This window comes from Moritella sp. JT01, assembly GCF_001574435.1.
Taxonomy (GTDB): domain Bacteria; phylum Pseudomonadota; class Gammaproteobacteria; order Enterobacterales; family Moritellaceae; genus Moritella.
On record NZ_LOCN01000032.1, the window covers coordinates 45,068 to 62,144 of the forward strand.

11 protein-coding genes and 1 riboswitch are annotated in these 17,077 nt (G+C 38.7%); of the genes, 8 read left to right on the forward strand and 3 right to left on the reverse strand.

The genetic code is table 11. The annotated features are described in order from the left end of the window. Positions 1-479 precede the first annotated feature (479 nt). The gene (locus AKG98_RS19930; RefSeq protein WP_067050240.1) at positions 480-1,241 is read right to left on the reverse strand and encodes an ankyrin repeat domain-containing protein; all 762 of its coding nucleotides are present in this window, start codon (positions 1,239-1,241) and stop codon (positions 480-482) included. 88 nt (positions 1,242-1,329) lie between these two features. Continuing rightward, the gene (locus AKG98_RS19935) at positions 1,330-2,001 is read right to left on the reverse strand and encodes a hypothetical protein (protein ID WP_067050243.1); all 672 of its coding nucleotides are present in this window, start codon (positions 1,999-2,001) and stop codon (positions 1,330-1,332) included. A 182-nt stretch (positions 2,002-2,183) separates the two neighbouring features. Here AKG98_RS19935 and AKG98_RS19940 point away from each other — a divergent pair, with 182 nt between their 5' ends. Continuing rightward, the gene (locus AKG98_RS19940; protein ID WP_067050246.1) at positions 2,184-2,891 is read left to right on the forward strand and encodes an AraC family transcriptional regulator; all 708 of its coding nucleotides are present in this window, start codon (positions 2,184-2,186) and stop codon (positions 2,889-2,891) included. Positions 2,892-3,036: 145 nt separating this feature from the next. Continuing rightward, positions 3,037-3,900, forward strand: coding sequence for a DMT family transporter (locus AKG98_RS19945; protein WP_067050249.1), 864 nt, complete (start codon positions 3,037-3,039; stop codon positions 3,898-3,900). Positions 3,901-4,030: 130 nt separating this feature from the next. Here AKG98_RS19945 and AKG98_RS19950 read toward each other — a convergent pair whose 3' ends face one another. Next, complete coding sequence (locus AKG98_RS19950; RefSeq protein WP_067050252.1) at positions 4,031-6,430, reverse strand: glycosyl hydrolase family 18 protein; 2,400 nt, start codon at positions 6,428-6,430, stop codon at positions 4,031-4,033. A 525-nt stretch (positions 6,431-6,955) separates the two neighbouring features. Then, a riboswitch (purine riboswitch) is annotated at positions 6,956-7,055 on the forward strand. Positions 7,056-7,084: 29 nt separating this feature from the next. On the opposite strand from AKG98_RS19950, the gene add reads away from it, so the two are divergent. From add to AKG98_RS19980, 6 genes are all read left to right on the forward strand, one after another. Beyond that, a complete protein-coding gene (add, locus tag AKG98_RS19955) occupies positions 7,085-8,080 on the forward strand; it encodes an adenosine deaminase (protein ID WP_067050255.1) in 996 nt (331 codons plus the stop codon). A gap of 834 nt (positions 8,081-8,914) precedes the next feature. Next, positions 8,915-10,492, forward strand: a complete 1,578-nt coding sequence (locus AKG98_RS19960; protein ID WP_067050258.1) for an NAD(P)-binding domain-containing protein — start codon at positions 8,915-8,917, stop codon at positions 10,490-10,492. Between the two features lie 50 nt (positions 10,493-10,542). Next, a complete protein-coding gene (locus AKG98_RS19965) occupies positions 10,543-11,565 on the forward strand; it encodes a 2OG-Fe(II) oxygenase family protein (protein WP_067050262.1) in 1,023 nt (340 codons plus the stop codon). Positions 11,566-11,677: 112 nt separating this feature from the next. Further along, on the forward strand, positions 11,678-13,048 hold the full coding sequence (locus AKG98_RS19970; RefSeq protein ID WP_067050265.1) for a tryptophanase: 1,371 nt from the start codon (positions 11,678-11,680) through the stop codon (positions 13,046-13,048). A gap of 10 nt (positions 13,049-13,058) precedes the next feature. Beyond that, a complete protein-coding gene (locus tag AKG98_RS19975; protein ID WP_067050268.1) occupies positions 13,059-14,318 on the forward strand; it encodes an NAD(P)/FAD-dependent oxidoreductase in 1,260 nt (419 codons plus the stop codon). Between the two features lie 65 nt (positions 14,319-14,383). Then, the gene (locus AKG98_RS19980) at positions 14,384-17,077 is read left to right on the forward strand and encodes an amino acid adenylation domain-containing protein (protein WP_067050271.1); all 2,694 of its coding nucleotides are present in this window, start codon (positions 14,384-14,386) and stop codon (positions 17,075-17,077) included.

Sequence of the window (17,077 nt, forward strand, 5' to 3'; positions counted from 1 at the left end):
TGCTAACCATGTATCTCTGTGTAAAACACGTCCACAAGACAGTAGTATTCGTAATATTCTACCGACAACGATTACCGAGATTATACATTCAGATTCAAGTGATAATGTGCAGGTTAAATTGGCGTTTGGTGATGAGCATGACAGAGAGTGAGTTAACGCAGTCGTTTTGATTTTAATATTGAGCCACTCTCGTAGCGTCCAAAAAAGTCTTAAGTTTGATTAATGCCAAGTTACGAAGATTTTTCGTGAAATAATAAAACCTAAATACATAAAAATACTATTGTAAGTAGTATGATTATAATTACAGACCCCTATGTACGCTACAGATTTAACATAACGAGTCCCGAATCTTGATGTTATATTTCCGATTATTAATCCCAAGTATTACTGACTGCTACAGCCCATTAATTATATTGGAAAGTCATTTACCACTCCTCTTTCCAGCCTGTGGCAATTATACAGATTTCGGGACAGGGCCCTTACTCATTTTCTAAAGGCACCCGTAGATTTAGTTCCATGCCTTTGCTTTCCAAAAATTCAACAACCTTTCTTCGCCATTGACCCTTTTCACCTTGAGTACCATAGCCGTTTATTTCGATGTATGATTGAATACCAACTCCTCGACTATCTTTATAGTTAAAATCGGCACCAGCATTAAGAAGGTCCATCGTCATCCTCCACGCTCCGGTTGACGTCGTATATGTCGTCGGTGTTTGTTCAGTAGTAGTAACCACATTAGGGTTGGCACCACGTCCAAGTAATAACGTAAAATTATCGTACCTGTCAGTCATAATTGTATTAATGAGCGGATACTGCATACTTTTTTGTCCGACATTATATAAATTGATATCACCGCCATAGCTAATAAGCAACTTTAGAAATGAATCATCTTTGTACTGTGCAGCCCATCCCATTGAAGATATTCCCCGCTGGTTTGTATAAACCCAGTTAGGATTTCCTCCCAACTGTAATAGTTTTTCTGCTAATTCAATATTGTCAGTCATAATTGCAGCAATAAGAAAAGAATGACCATTTTTATCAGGCTGATTTATATCGAAATTGTTCTTCTCTATAAATTCTTCGGCGACTTCAATATTATCTATTGTTTTAAAAAAAGCACTAATTTCAGCTTTATTTTCAGGCTCTACCTCGTAGACTTTAGAGAGTTTACTTAACTCATTACAACCATTTAAAAAAAATAAACTAGACATCATTATTAACCTTATTAGTACATTATTCATTAAATCTCCATATTCATAGATGTGTAATTTTTGGTTGCTTTTATTACGTTGATATTTACATTAATACTATTATCGAGTTAATTAATATTTACCAACGTTGTAAGTAATCATCGATATCATCCCTGAAATTAAGTTTTACACGCTTAAGCTCAATCACCTTAACTCTCGCAGTCTCAGTACCAATAAAGTGCAATGCAGATAATACATCATCAATAATTATCTCTTTTTCAGACTCTAGAGCTAACCTTCCTAGTGCATCAACCGCAGCCTCATCTTTAAATACCGCAGTAGCATCAATAGCGGCCCCAACCTCATAAATATCCCCATTAAAAAGTATTTCTAATATTCTATTTTTCTCTGATTTTTTTACTCTATTATTTACCGAGGATAAATGTTCAATTCGGCTAAACAATGCCATTAATAGAACATTCCTATTTCGAATAAAAAACCTGTTATCTTTTTTAGCTAGGCATATTTCAATATCCTTAAATTCATCATACGATATTGAAATTGAACTAATTTCATTTAGATAACCATAAAGAGACGTAATTTCATCCCTTCTTCTCTCAATACCAAAGATCAATGCTGATAATTCACTCTGGTCAATATAAGGGGTTTTATTATGAGTAAATGACTCACAACTTAGTGGCGCAGCTAACGCTAAATTCACCGGCAGTATCATGTACCATAAAAGCGCTTTGCTCACTTGGCAGAGATGTACAACTAGATACTTTAGCTGTTTTTCTTGTATTTCATTCATATCGCCGTTCTAATATCTTTATAATTAATTCATATTATTCTATTAAATCATAATTTTAAATGATTTGTCAGCTACAAAACATAAAATTAGCACTATGTACTTAGATACATTTACCTATCAAAATAAACACTTACCCTTTAAGATATTAAACATTGCTCATCGCTAAGGAAAAGCAGATTCACATGCCTAACAACCTTTCAATTCGCGCTTATACCAGCCAAATACGCAGTCATTATCATGAGTTCCACCAGCTGGTGTTGCCATTACATGGCGCGATTGATATTAAGGTTGGTGATTACACAGGTAAAGTTAGCATTGGTGATTGTGTAATTATTAAAGCTGGGCAACAACATGACTTTCGGGCAGATGATGCAGCCCGTTTTATTGTCGTTGATATGGAAAGCTTTCCAGATAACATTACCGAATCAGGTATTGAAAAATTCTCGATAAATCCCCCTCTACTTGCGTATATACAGTTCATCGATAAGCAACTGGCACATCAAGTAAATAAACAGCTTGAATCGACTGCGTTTGAATTGTTCTATCAACTCCTTGCTCAACAAACATGTCATGAACGTATCGACGCTCGTGTAGCAGAGGTTATCCATTTCATCAAACAAGATATCAGTGTGCTATTTAGCATCGAGCAGTTGGCTAAAATTGCGTGTTTAAGCACAAGCCAATACAAGAAGCTGTTCAAGCAAAATATGAGCATGGCTACCCACAAATACATCACCCAACTGCGGATGGAAAAGGCCTCAGCACTGCTCGCTCATACCGATCTGCCTATTCGCATTGTCGCAGAGCAAGTTGGCTACCAAGACCTGTCAGCTTTTAGTCGACGTTTTTCAAACTATTTTGGTCAATCGCCTAAAGCATTCAGCTACTAACTCATCATCTATGACAATTTACCTATCCTATCCCATAGCAATACAACAGCAGCGTATTAGCCAACAAAAACGTCCTTTCAGCAAACAAGCTAATTTATGAACACCTTATAATTCGGTCATTAAAATTACTTAAGGATCATAAATCATGGCTACATTATACGGTTTTATTGCAATCGGATTATGGGGTACTTTGGCGCTTTTAGGGACAATAACTGCGAACATACCTGCATTTCAATTACTTTCACTTTGTTTTTCTATCTCCGCAATCATTGTCATCATCAAGCGCATCGCGATTAAAAAGCCCATATTTACCAAACCATCGCTAACCCTAGCACAGTGGCTGATTGGCATAATTGGATTGTTTGGTTTTCACTTCTGTTATTTCATGGCGCTTAAATTAGCCCCCGTTATCGAGGTCAGTTTAATTGTGTATCTATGGCCATTATTATTAGCAACACTGGTCGCCAACAAACAAAATCGACTAAGAGCACTTATCGGCGGCAGCTTAGGGTTTATCGGCATCGCTTTCATTATTGTTGGTAATGGTGAGCTAACATTAAATAGCGACTATCAGATTGGTTATTTTCTTGCTGCTATTTGCGCTGTTATTTGGGGCAGTTATTCATGGTTCTTATCCACATCAAACAACGACGTTGAAGATATCGCGTGGTTATCTGCAGCCGTTGCATTGTTGGCATTAATCGCGCATTGGCAATTTGAAACCAGTAATTGGAGTTTTAGCATGTCAGAATGGGGCGGAATATTGTTACTCGGATTAGGTCCTGTCGGCGGCGCGTTTTACTTATGGGACATAGCCCTAAAAAAAGGTAATCAGCAATTACTAGCGTCATTAAGTTTCAGTACACCGCTCATCTCATCTGTCATTTTGGCCATTGCAGGTCTTAATGCTTGGTCTACTAACATCATCATTGCACTCGCATTAATATTATCCGGTGCGATTATTGCCAATATGAAGAAAAAAATAGCGTTTGGTGATAACCCTATATAGGCGAACATCACCCTTCAAATTGATAAACGCATTAATATCTCTTATCAGTAAAATATTAATGCGTAATTTAGTACCAGTACAACTCATCGTCAATGAGTGACGATTCTTCATCACTCATTAACTGGTCAACTTAAGATCCAGCGCATGCCATAGGAATCCAGAACCAAGATGTTGCGGTTGGTACTTCCCAAATACCAGGGCTATTTTTAGCTTCGTAACACAAGCCTTGATACGAGTATACTTCACCGTTAGATGCTTTAGTCGAACCAGCAACAAATGGTGTTTCACTAACAACCTCATCTGCAACACATTTACCATCGACAAGCGAAGAGCCTTCTTCACAAACGACAGGGTCTACAACACATTCACCGTTTACAACAGAAGAACCTTCTTCACAAACTAAGCCTTTAGCGTTACCAGTAATGGTGACGGTTTTCTGAGATAAAGCGCCTTCATTATCTGTTGCTTTGAATATAACAGTGTTGCTACCAACCGTTACCACAAAGCTGCCAGAGTAAGTTGTAGCATCTTGTGTCACAGTTTTAGTTACACCATTAACAGTGACGTCAACAGTTGCAACTGATTTATCATCCGTAATTAATGCTGAGAACTGAGCTGTATCACCTTCAGTATGAACCACTGAACCAGATGGAGATGCAATACTAATGCTCGGAGCTTCATTCGTAATGATGTTACCAGACCAATCCGTTTGACCTTGTGGGTTATTTACAGCTTGGTTCATTGCGTTTAAGATATCGCCGTTACCATCACCATCAATTTCCCACGAGAAGAGACCACCAAGACCTAGGCTCTTAAGGTATTCACCTTTAGCAAGTACTGAGCGAGGCGTATCATATGTCAACAATGTACTACTCACTTCATCCCAAACAAATGATGCTTTAGCTATTTCATCCCAACCTATGATTGCATTTGGGTTTGACTCTAGGAATTTAAGGACACCACGATAATCCATGATGCCAGCTTCCCAAGCCCAAGCGGCTTCGTTTACGTCGGTACCATCGCCACCCAGACTACCGTTAAATGGACTACCCTCGGAAGAATCGATGTGTGAACCGATAGCGCCGATTGGGTTACCATTTTCAGCTACAACATCTTGCCAACCACGAGCATACATTGCAGCACCAACAACTAATTTCTTAGCTGGCACACCTTGTGCGAGTAAAAGTTTAGTTGCGTTATCTAATGTGTATTCAGGTTTCCCAGCAAACTCGCCAGTACCGTTACATTTGTCAGCTGAAATGTGAGCACCACAATAAATACCGGTTTGGTGACCCGTATTTGGACCCCATGCACCGTAGAAGTCGTAAGACATCATGAAGATATTATCCATGTACTGCGAAGCAGCACCATAATCAACATCTTCAATCTTGTCGTAACCAACACCAATTGCAGATGTTAGTTCATATTTACGACCATATTCAGCTTCAAGTCCATCCAACATTACACGTAATTCTTGCATTAATGCGATGTAAGCTGGGCCGTCTTTGTCTGGATCTCCTAAGCTTGCATTTGCACCGTCACCACCTGGGAATTCCCAATCAATATCGATACCATCGTAGAATTTCCACGTTTTTAAGAATTCTTTTGTAGAGGCGACAAATACATCACGGTTTGCTTTTTCAGTGAAACCGAAGAATGGGTCAGATAATGTCCAACCACCGATAGATGGAAGAATTTTAATGTGTGGATTCGCTTTTTTAAGCGCCATTAAGCCTCCGTAAGTACCTTTACCTATTTCTAATGAACCCACTTTTTTACCGTCTAAACGTGTTGCAGGTTGACCGTAAGAAGAGTTAAGTGCCGCCCATGTGTCATGAATAACAACAGAGTAATCAGGCAGGCCTGCGCACATTTTTTTTAATAACTGGTGACCCGATGGGTTTGGCTCTAATAAAGATTTGTTATCACCTGTACCACCACAAATTGGAATGAAGCCGTAGATAATGTGCGTTAGGTTATTAACAGGAATATCGTTAACGTTGTATTTACGACCGTAAACGCCCCATTCAACGAAGTAAGTACCGACAATATTATCTTTTTGTTGTGCGTAAAGAGTGTTAGCCGGATCAGTCGTCATTGGCAGGTCCGCTTTTAAATGCGAACCGTCTGTATCCGAGATTAATAGTTCAGTCGTTGCGCTTTCGCTGCAACCATCGGCGTTACATAAACGCACAACCATGTCTTTTAAACCACCTTCAGTGAAAGATAAAACAGTACTTTTCCCTGTACCTGAACCAGACATCATTATTTCACCGTTAACTTCTACCTCCCATTTTGTCGCTTTATCACCAGACCAAACATCCCAAGAAACAGGTACTTCAACAACGTCAACACGTGTATACATGTCTTTATAACTAACGATCGCATCAGTATTAATTGTGACAAAACCTAGTTTTGAATAATCAGCCCACGCGATTGAGGGTACTTGAGGTGCTGCCGCAAGTACAGGTGCACTAATTGCCGCTACCATCGCTAACTTAAGGGAACTTTTTAAAAAAATTGATTTCACAAGAACTCCATGTAATAAATTAGAAAGTCGAAAATAGGCGTAATTACATACAACATGTATTGACGGATATTCAAACAGTAATCATGCCAGTCAAGATCAAACCTCTCCAGAGGCTTATATAAAAACTATGCTTAATTGTTAATTTGCGCAACGAAAAAAGAACATAAAAACAACAAAGTTAGAGTTCTATCAAACAATTCGGTCAGACCAGTACATTTTTAATTATTGAAACAGTGAGATAATGGGTTATGTTAATCCCGAATACCCACCTCTACAAAAAATACAACCTTCCAATTTAAAAACAAACACTTAAAAATTATTGCCACCATCATTCATAGCAAGTAAACCAAAATGAGATGCGATGACACAACTTTTCTGTTATTTCATCGTACTCAAATTCACGTCTGTCATCGAGGTCAATCTAATTGTTTTTTCATGGCCATTATTAACCATACACGTCGCTAATAAGCAAAATTGATTAAGGCACTAGTCTAAGCGAATTGCAGAGTCGTTTTCAGACTGCTAAACTACGCGGTTAAATAACTTCGTATAATCCCAATAATATGGTTTGGGAGTTTCTACCAAGATCCTTAAACTCTTGATTATGAAGTCTGTAACTTTAAAACCTAAAAAAATAGATAAAGGTAGAGACTCATGAATTACTTTGACTTACCGAAGATTGACCTACATTGCCACCTAGACGGCAGTGTTCGCCCAGAAACAATCATTGCGCTTGCAGCGGAACAAAACATTACCCTACCAAGTAACGACATTGAAGAAATCAGAACTTTAATGATCGCACCTGAAACATGTACAGATCTTGGTGAATATCTACAGCGTTTTGACCTGCCATTATCAGTAATGCAAACAGCGGAAGGTATTGAGCGCATCTCTTTTGAAGTATTTGAAGACGCAGCACAAGAAAACGTAAAATACCTAGAAGTACGTTTTGGTCCAATGCTACACCTTGAGCAGGGTCTAACCCTTGAGCAAGTATTTGATAGTGTTGTTGCAGGTATGAAACGTGCCGAAGCAATGTATGACATCAAGGGTAACTACATTTTATCTATCTTACGTCATATGCCAAAAGACAGAATCAAAGAAGTACTGGATACGGCCGCTAAATACTTAAACGATGGTATTGTTGCATTCGATCTCGCAGGTGGTGAAGCACCAGGATTCTGCGCTGAATTTGTTCCTTATGCACAATATGCTATTGAAAAAGGCTACCGTGTAACGATTCATGCTGGCGAGCAAGGTGTGGGTCAAAACGTATTTGATGCTGTGTCATTATTAGGTGCTGAACGTATTGGTCATGGTATTCATATTACTGGCCATGAAGATGCATACAACCTTGTTAAAACACAAAACATTGCATTAGAAACATGCCCAAGCAGTAATGTGCAAACCAAAGCCGTTGAAAACTTAGCAAGCCATCCTGTTAAAGCTTTCTACCAAGACGGAATTCAAATCACCATTAATACTGATAACCGTACTGTGTCAAATACCACAATGACAGATGAAGTACGTAAAGTAATGGAAGAATTTAGCTTAAGCCGTGAAGACTACTTCAACATTTACAAGATCAGCATTGAACATGCGTTCGCATCTGATTCTGTAAAACAGCATTTATTCACATTTGTTGAATAACGACAGCATTTTTCGTCAAAGATGATAAAGACAAATAGAAAGGCGGGTATCACAGCCCGCCTTTCTATTTATTCCCCCCCACCCGACTCTCTTCATATCACAAGCCGACTCTCTTATTCGTAATCTCGGTCATTTCATCGATCAAGTTAACACCAATTACCTTTTTACTATATTGAGATTCAAAATCGATAGTAATCGTTTAAACAATACCGCCGAGAATGCTCAATAAATTAAAGATGCTTTCAAAAATCCTAATATAACTAAGCAGCAGTGATGACGATTCGTCAACATCACCTGTTAATAACGTATTGTCAATAACACCAATATAATAAAAATAATAAACCAACTAATATAATCAATTAATATATTAAAATAATTCATTATATGAATAATTATATATGTAACAAATTAATTCATATATTGATTTTACATATTAAATACATAAAACATGATAAATAAATATATAAAACCAACATGTTAATTAGGCATGTAAAATACACAATAATTAACACCACGTATCAACACAACAAAAAACCCACTGTAAACTGCTGATTTAAAAACATTAATTAACGTGACAACCTGAAACGAAAACATGACAATGACATACTCCAATAGGGATAAGTTCAATTTAATTTAATTTAACTTTAACCTTGACATTATTAAACCACAGCCATATTAATAAATAGGACAACAAGTTTTAAACATTGATATAGCAAGGTTAATTACGAAACAGCTTATGGACAAGATTATATTTTATATATATATATCGAAATTAAATGTGCTAATTAAATTAATTTACATCCCTCATTTTGAGGCTATGTCTAAAGGATATTTATGCAAACACAACAAAAAAATATATGTGTCATCGGAGCGGGTAGTTCTGGATTAGTTGCGATTAAAGAGTTGCTCGATGAAGGACATCAAGTAGCCTGCTTTGAAACGTTAGATAAACCAGGCGGCAACTTTTACTGCAGTGATGATGTAGAAATATCAGGGTCGTATGACTCTACTATGTTGACAATATCTAATTATATGATGGCTTACTCAAGCTACCCTCCAGCATTAAGCGAACAAAGAAAGTTTTGGTCAGCGCGTGAATATCAAGAATATTTATTAGATTTCACTAAACATTTCAACTTAGACCAACACATAACATATGAAAGTGCCGTCAATAATGTTAAAAAATTAGATAACGGTAAGTTTCATGTTGACGTCAGATCTACACATGATGAAGCGCAAGTATCATCATTCACTTTTGATGCGATTGCGGTATGTACAGGTAGCAGCCGCGTACCAAAATACATTGATATAAAAGGACTGGAAACGTTCAAAGGCGATGTTTACCACTCAGCATTTTATAAAAATGCTAAGCCGTATGCTGGCAGATCTGCCTTGTGCATAGGTATGGGCGAGACAGGTGTTGATGTGGCAAGTGAAATAGCGGGCGTCGCAGACAAATGCATGCTTTCTCTACGTCAACGTCAACCTTCTGTAGAGCGCTTTCCTTTAGCTAAAGATCACCCAAGTGACGCTTATACCTCACATTTCCTATACGCGATGCCAGTATCTGCAGGTAACGCCAGAATGAAATTACAATTCCAAATAATGAAGAAGTTTGGTAAAGAAGAAAAAACCAGAGCATTCGCCGATTGGAACTTAAAAGCGGGCAACTACTTTAATTACTTTAACCTAAAAAATGACGTCTTTGTCGATAGGATCGTCGACAACAAAATGGCAGTGAATACCTCAGGTATTGATTACTTAGGTGAGGACTATGTCGCTTTTAACGATGGTCATAAAGAAAGCATTGATATGATCATGTTAAATACTGGTTATACAGATAAGTTCGATTTTCTCGAAGATATTAAATTACCGGACATGAGACAACTCTATAAACATATGATCCATCCCGATTTAGGCAGTGATATCGTCTTTATCGGTTGGGCTAGACCAGCCGTTGGTGGTGTACCAGCCTGCTCTGAAATGCAAAGCCGCTATTTTGCTTTACTTTGCAGCGGTAAAAAACAACTACCAGAAATGCACAAACTTAAACAACTCATCGCACAACAAGCATTTTATGAAGACGAAGTGTATTTTAAAAACCGTAATGTACGCTCACTTGTTCACTACACTGGCTACATGGCTGATTTTTCTAAAGTCATTGGATGCTCACCTTGGCGCTTATCCACCTTCTTAAATCCAATCTTAACCTATCGGTTATGGGTTGGTTCGCAAATGCCATCGTTTTATCGACTGTATGGCCCACACAGTAACTACGATAACGCAAAGAAAAGCATTTTTAATGTACCCATTGCTTTTAACCTCATCGAAGCCGCAGTGCTTACCACTTATACCTTATTAACCAGAGGATTAGCGACATTAGGCATCATAAAAGCAGACCCGAAATATTAATCACCTCTATTAATCCCTTTAGTAATAACAATGTTCAGGAGAAGTTTACGATGACAACTTTGACAATTAATAAGCAAAAAGCCACTGCAATCACAGAACCTGATTTTGGAATATTGGATTTTAGTCAACTAAATTGGAGCTCAGAAGCAAGTCTTTCAGCTCAAATTAGTATTTTTGATCTGCAAGAACTGCGTGCTGGTAAAGGATTAGATACGTTAAAATCGGCATTAGAAAATAACCTCCCTTTTTATATCAAAAATTTTGGTATTCCAGAAAGTGAAATTGAAACCGTATTTAATGTCACCCGCCATTTCTTTAACCAGCCCAAAAAAGAAAAAGAAAAGATGTCTCATCCAGAGCTACCGCTTATTTTGCGTGGTTATTCAGCTTATGGCGCTGGTGCATACGAAAATTCTCTCAATGGCGGTAAAGCGATTAACCAATATACCAAATATGCTTGGGGTCCAATTAAAAATGTCGCCCCCAACACAGCATTTTATAATGCCTACGTAAAAATGCAGCACAAGTTATCCGACGTTTCCGATCAGGTGCTTGATTGCATCGGTGAAGCGCTTGATCTGAAATCTCATGATCAATGGCAAAACTTATTCCAAGGTGAAGATACAGTATTACATTGCCAATGTTATTACCCTGAAAAGCCACTCGGTAAATCTCGTATGGTGACACATGCCGATGCGTCATCAGTAACGTTACTCACACAGCTTCCTTCTGAGAACGGTCATGTGGGATTAAACGTTGAATCTGGAGAGGATTACATTGGTATTCCAGCCATTCGTGGCACGATCGTGATTATGGTCGGTGAGACAATGAATTCTCTCAGTAATGGACGCATTAAACCCGTAATGCATGCCGTGACAGGCCCAACCGAAAACATTGAAACAAGCGAACGCAGCTCGATGCCTTTCTTTGCTAATCCACGTGATGCATTCAAAATGAAACAACCACCACAGTCAACACACAGCAAGTTTTATAATACGGACAATGAAACAACATTTAGACAATATTCGAACAATATCGCCGCCGCTTATGCGCGAACAGAAAAAGCCGTGTAACGCCTAATCCGTAATCCGTCGTAATTAAGATTCTGAAAGTATGCGCTTAGCGTTTGTTGTCTTCAGAATTATTTATTTTTAACGGCCCCCCAACCGATAAGGCGATCAACCGATGAAAACAATTATTGAACCGTTTCGCATTAAAAGTGTTGAACGTTTAAAAATGACTACAGAAGCACAGCGTAAGCGCCTACTCAAAGACGCGCATTATAATGTGGTGCTATTAAACTCAGATGATGTGTTAATTGATTTATTAACTGACTCAGGTACTAGCGCAATGAGTGCAGAGCAATGGGCAGGCTTACACCTTGGTGATGAAAGTTATGTTCGCTCTCCTTCTTATTATAAATTTGTCGCTGCGGTACAAAAATATATGCCGTTTAAACATGTCCTGCCAACACATCAAGGTCGACCAGCAGAACGTATTTTAGCCCGTGTAGTCTCTAAAAATGGCAGCATCATTCCCAATAATTCACACTTCGATACAACCCGATCAAACTTTTCACAGGCCAATGCAATACCCATTGATTTAGTCATTGATGAAGCGAAAGACCTAACAAGTCCACATCCTTTTAAAGGCAACATGGATATAGCCAAATTGGCGTCACTATTCGAAGCGTCGCAACAAGACGTACCCCTCGTTATGCTTACGATCACCAATAATACAGTCGGTGGCCAGCCGGTCTCTATGGCTAACATTCGCCAAACGAGCGAATTATGTAAATCCTACAACACGCCATTATTTTTTGATGCTTGCCGATTTGCTGAAAATGCCTATCTCATTAAATGTAACGAAGAAGAATACAAAAATGTCAGTATCAAAAACATCGTTCAGGAAATGTTTTCTTACGCTGACGGTATGACCATGAGTGCCAAAAAAGATGCGCTCGTTAATACCGGCGGCTGGTTAGCGCTCAACGATGATCAATGGGCTGAAAAAGCGATGGACCAATTGCTCTTAACCGAAGGTTTTGTCACGTATGGTGGATTAGCCGGGCGAGACCTCCATGCAATGGCAATTGGCATTGAAGAAGGTATCGATGAAGATTACTTAAAATATAGAATTAACAGTGTCAAATATTTAGGCAATGCGCTCGATAAAATAGGTATTCCTGTGCTAAAGCCTTTTGGTGGTCATGCCATATATATCGATGTAAAAGCCATGTTCCCGGACATTCCCGAATCAGCCTATCCAGGTCAAGCACTGAATATGGCGCTTTACGAAGAGGCCGGAATTAGGGCTTGTGAAATTAGCTCCGTCAAACTCGATAACAGTGCCAAAACTCAAAGTGATTCGGAAAATATAATTGTTCGACTCGCAATCCCAAGACGCGTTTACACACAGAGTCATCTCGATTACATCGCCGAAGCTTTTGACAATATCAATCAACGTAAAGAACAAATACAAGGGCTAAGCATGACACATGATGCGCACCCTTTACGCCAATATGCAGCTCAATTCGAGCCGTTAATTACTCAATAAGGACCACAAAATGAAAACTTTCTATGACGTAGTTATTATCGGCGCAGGACAAGCCGGGCTTTCTGTTAGCTATTACTTAACGCAGCAAAAAATAAATCACCTTATAATTGAAAAAGACGATGTATTAGCGTCCTCTTGGAAAAATCGTAAGTGGGATTCTTTTACCCTCGTCACCCCTAACAGCATGAACCAACTGCCAGATTTCCCTTGTTCTCAATTTAGCGATGATGTTTTTTTGAATAAAAAACAGGTATGTCAGTACATCGAGGATTTTGCCGCATCATTTAACGCCCCCGTTAAGTTTGGTATTACAGCAACAAAGGTATTTAAAAATGATGAGGGCATCTTTGAAGTTATCACAGGTAACGATACGTTATTGTGTAAAAAAGTAATCATCGCAACGAGTACCTTTAACCAACCAAGTATCCCAAGCATTGCCTCAAATATACCCGACGCTGTCCTACAGCTACATTCAAGTAATTACAAAAATCCACAATCATTACCAGAAGGCGGTGTATTAGTGGTTGGTACCGCCCAATCTGGCGCTCAGATAACACAAGAGCTAGTCGAATATGGTCATAAGGTATTCTGTACCACCAGTAAAGTCCCTAAATCTCAGCGTCGATATCGTGGCAAAGATATTTCATTGTGGGCCCGATTAATCGGATTTTTAGATATGAAAAGTGCCTCATTAAAAGAGTTGAATGGCCACTTCCCTGCAAGCCCACAGATTACGGGTAAAAATGGCGGTAGTACGATTCATTTATCCGCGTTAATGAATCAGGGCCTTGTCCTTCTTGGGCGATTAACCAACGTATCAAATGAAGCGTTAATATTCTCTGATACGCTGGCTGAGAATATGAAATTTAACGACGCTGCTTATATCAATTGGAAGGATAAAATTGATCAATATATTTTAGACACCAAAATAGATGCGCCCGAACCTGACTTTATTGAACCACCGAAAGCGGATTATTCCAACGCCCCCACGTCACTGCAATTCCAGAAAGACCAAATTAGCACAATAATCTGGGCGACTGGCTATCGATTTGATTATAGCTGGATCAAGGAAAATGTTTTTGATGAATACGGCTATCCCGATACCAAGCGAGGTGTCACCACTTGTGACGGTCTCTGTTTTGTTGGCCTAAACAACATAGATCTAAATAAAACAGGCCTGTTATATGGTGCTGGAGCACATGCAAAGTATATTGCAGAGCACGTGATAACGGCACTTAAGACTCCATCGTTAGAAGCAGAATTAAACTAATCAGGTAACACGCTTATTTACTGCTTAACCACCAGCGGTAAATAAGTACGCATCAGGAGCTATATATGTCTATTCAAGAATGCTTAATTACAGATGAAAGCAAAAATGATTCTTTTAGCTATTTACACAATGTTGAGGTTCCCTATCCAAAAAATAAAACTATCTATCAAGTATTTCAAGGACAGGTAGAAAAAACGCCCTATAATGTCGCTGCTACATTTGCAGGGCAGATGATCACATATATAGAGCTGGACATACGTTCAAACCAATTAGCTCGCTATATACGTCAAGAATATCTCATCACCGAAGGCAAAAATATAGCGCCTGATACGCTCATCGCTATTTTCTTAGATAAAAGTATCGACATGCTTATCGCGATATTAGGCATTATGAAAGCGGGTGCTGTTTATGTCCCTATCAATATCAATGATCCAGATAAGCGCATTAACTATTTATTAGCCGATACCCAATGCGAACTCATTATCACGCATACGAAACTGACTGATAACCTGACTCATGCGCTGAAAAGTGATAAAGGAAAGCAAACACAAAAATTACCACGCCTCATCACTTTAGACCGTAACGCTTACCAAAGTGAAAGTGTTCAGTGCTTACCTATCTATAATAAATCGACTGATTTAGCTTACATTATCTATACCTCTGGCACGACAGGTAAACCAAAAGGTGTCATGATTGAACATCATAGCGTCATTAATTTAGCTTGTTCTCGAAAACATGATTTTAATATCGATGAAAACAGTGTTGTTCTACAATTCTCACCAATCACCTTTGATGCTTCGGTCTGTGAAATATTTAGTGCATTACTGCATGGTGCAAAACTCGTCATAGTCACAGATGAAGTAAAACGAGACCCCGTTTTACTTACGAATAGCTTACACTCAGAACGCGTTTCAGTTGCAACAATATTGCCTTCATTATTGGCTCAAATATCGTTAACGGATTGCCCTGAGTTACCTTATTTAAAAACACTGATTGTAGCGGGAGAACCCTGCAGCAAGGATGTCATGCTAATGTGGAGCAAAGGGCGACAGCTAATCAATGCATACGGCCCGAGTGAATCAACAGTCTGTGCAACAGTACATCATTTTAAATCAGGTGACTTACCGTCAACCATTGGTGGGGCAATACAAAATACAGCGGTTTATATCCTTGACGAAAACTTATCGCCAGTAGACAAAGGCGTTACCGGTGAGTTATATATTTCAGGTGTTGGTCTCGCGCGTGGTTATTTAAATAAAGCTCAACTAACCAGAGAGCGCTTTATCCCCAACCCATTTCATCTATCACAAACCCATAACGCCCACACTAAACTTTATAAAACTGGCGATCTTGTCCGCTACTTAGAAAATGGGGATATAGAGTATATTGGCCGTAACGATTTTCAAGTTAAGATCCGTGGGCACCGCATCGAACTCGGTGAACTAGAAAATACGCTGCTAAGCTATCCTGGTATCAAACAAGTCTGCGTACTCGCAAAAAGCAGAATTGCGAATCAATCTGGCTCGGTCACAGATAACAGCGCGTCAAAATATCTCGTTGTTTATTATGTCGCTAATCAAGAGATTGATATTGATAAATGTATTAATTTCCTCTCTCAGTGTTTACCCGAGTACATGGTACCCAGCTACTTTATATGGCAAGAAGCCTTTCCACTCACCAATAATGGTAAAGTAAATCGCAACCTCTTACCCGAACCAGAATCACGACAAGAAAAACAGCATTGCATAACGCCTTATACAGACCTTGAATCCTCACTACTTAATATCTGGCAGTCTGTGTTAGGGTTCGAACAAATTAGTATTAAAGATGACTTTTTCAAGATCGGTGGTAACTCACTACTGGCCATTACACTCGCCGTCAAAATCAATACAGCTCTGAATTTAAAAATAAACGTATCCCTGTTACGGATATATAGAACCATTGCAGATCAAGCATCATTTTTACACGAAACCAATAGTAATAATCTTGAGTTCAAACCAATCTCGACCTTTCAGTCTAATGGTTTGAAACCACCACTCTTTTTTATCCATCCGAGTATGACAGGTTCCGAATTATATAAAGATATGGTTAGCGAATTTGATCAAGACCAACCTTTTTATGGTGTTGAATCATACAACTTTAACCATTTAGAAACGCCTGAAACTGATTTACGTTCGTTGGCTAAACGGTATGTCGATTATATAAGAGTCGTCCAGCCTCATGGTCCTTATTTTCTCGGCGGATATTCATTAGGCGGAAATATTTCTTATGAAATCGCCCACCAGCTAATTAATATGGGAGAAACCGTCGAAGGTATTTATTTAGTCGATTCAGTATTACCCGCACCCTCGGCGAAAAAAGACGGTGTCACCTATAAAGATGCAAAAAACTTCCTTGAATATTTTGAATTTAAAGATACTGAAAGTAAACGTTTATTAGCACTAGCAAAAATAGAAATGGAATTATTATTTAGCTATTACCCAACGACAAAATTACCCGTGAAGTTAGTGTTAATTAAAGCCACAAACTTACTTTCACCCTTAGATGATTTAGAGGAAGATCACATCGCAAATCATTTTTTCCAAGTAGATAAAGCGTATAGCGGCTGGGATAAATTTGCCAACGAGGTTCATCAATACAAGATTGATGCCGACCACGAAACCATTGTCGATCCTCAACACCTCGCTCGAGTTGCAAACATCATTCAAAGAGAAATCAATCTACCAGAAAGCATTGAGATGTTCTGTCTTTGGTCATAG

What these genes read in the sequence shown, in the direction of transcription:
- AKG98_RS19960 (WP_067050258.1), top strand. Translation starts at nt 8,915, where the DNA reads ATGCAAACACAACAAAAAAATATATGTGTCATCGGAGCGGGTAGTTCT.
- AKG98_RS19965 (WP_067050262.1), top strand. Translation starts at nt 10,543, where the DNA reads ATGACAACTTTGACAATTAATAAGCAAAAAGCCACTGCAATCACAGAA.
- AKG98_RS19940 (WP_067050246.1), top strand. Translation starts at nt 2,184, where the DNA reads ATGCCTAACAACCTTTCAATTCGCGCTTATACCAGCCAAATACGCAGT.
- AKG98_RS19975 (WP_067050268.1), top strand. Translation starts at nt 13,059, where the DNA reads ATGAAAACTTTCTATGACGTAGTTATTATCGGCGCAGGACAAGCCGGG.
- AKG98_RS19970 (WP_067050265.1), top strand. Translation starts at nt 11,678, where the DNA reads ATGAAAACAATTATTGAACCGTTTCGCATTAAAAGTGTTGAACGTTTA.
- add (WP_067050255.1), top strand. Translation starts at nt 7,085, where the DNA reads ATGAATTACTTTGACTTACCGAAGATTGACCTACATTGCCACCTAGAC.
- AKG98_RS19945 (WP_067050249.1), top strand. Translation starts at nt 3,037, where the DNA reads ATGGCTACATTATACGGTTTTATTGCAATCGGATTATGGGGTACTTTG.
- AKG98_RS19930 (WP_067050240.1), bottom strand. Translation starts at nt 1,241, where the DNA reads ATGAATAATGTACTAATAAGGTTAATAATGATGTCTAGTTTATTTTTT.
- AKG98_RS19980 (WP_067050271.1), top strand. Translation starts at nt 14,384, where the DNA reads ATGTCTATTCAAGAATGCTTAATTACAGATGAAAGCAAAAATGATTCT.
- AKG98_RS19935 (WP_067050243.1), bottom strand. Translation starts at nt 2,001, where the DNA reads ATGAATGAAATACAAGAAAAACAGCTAAAGTATCTAGTTGTACATCTC.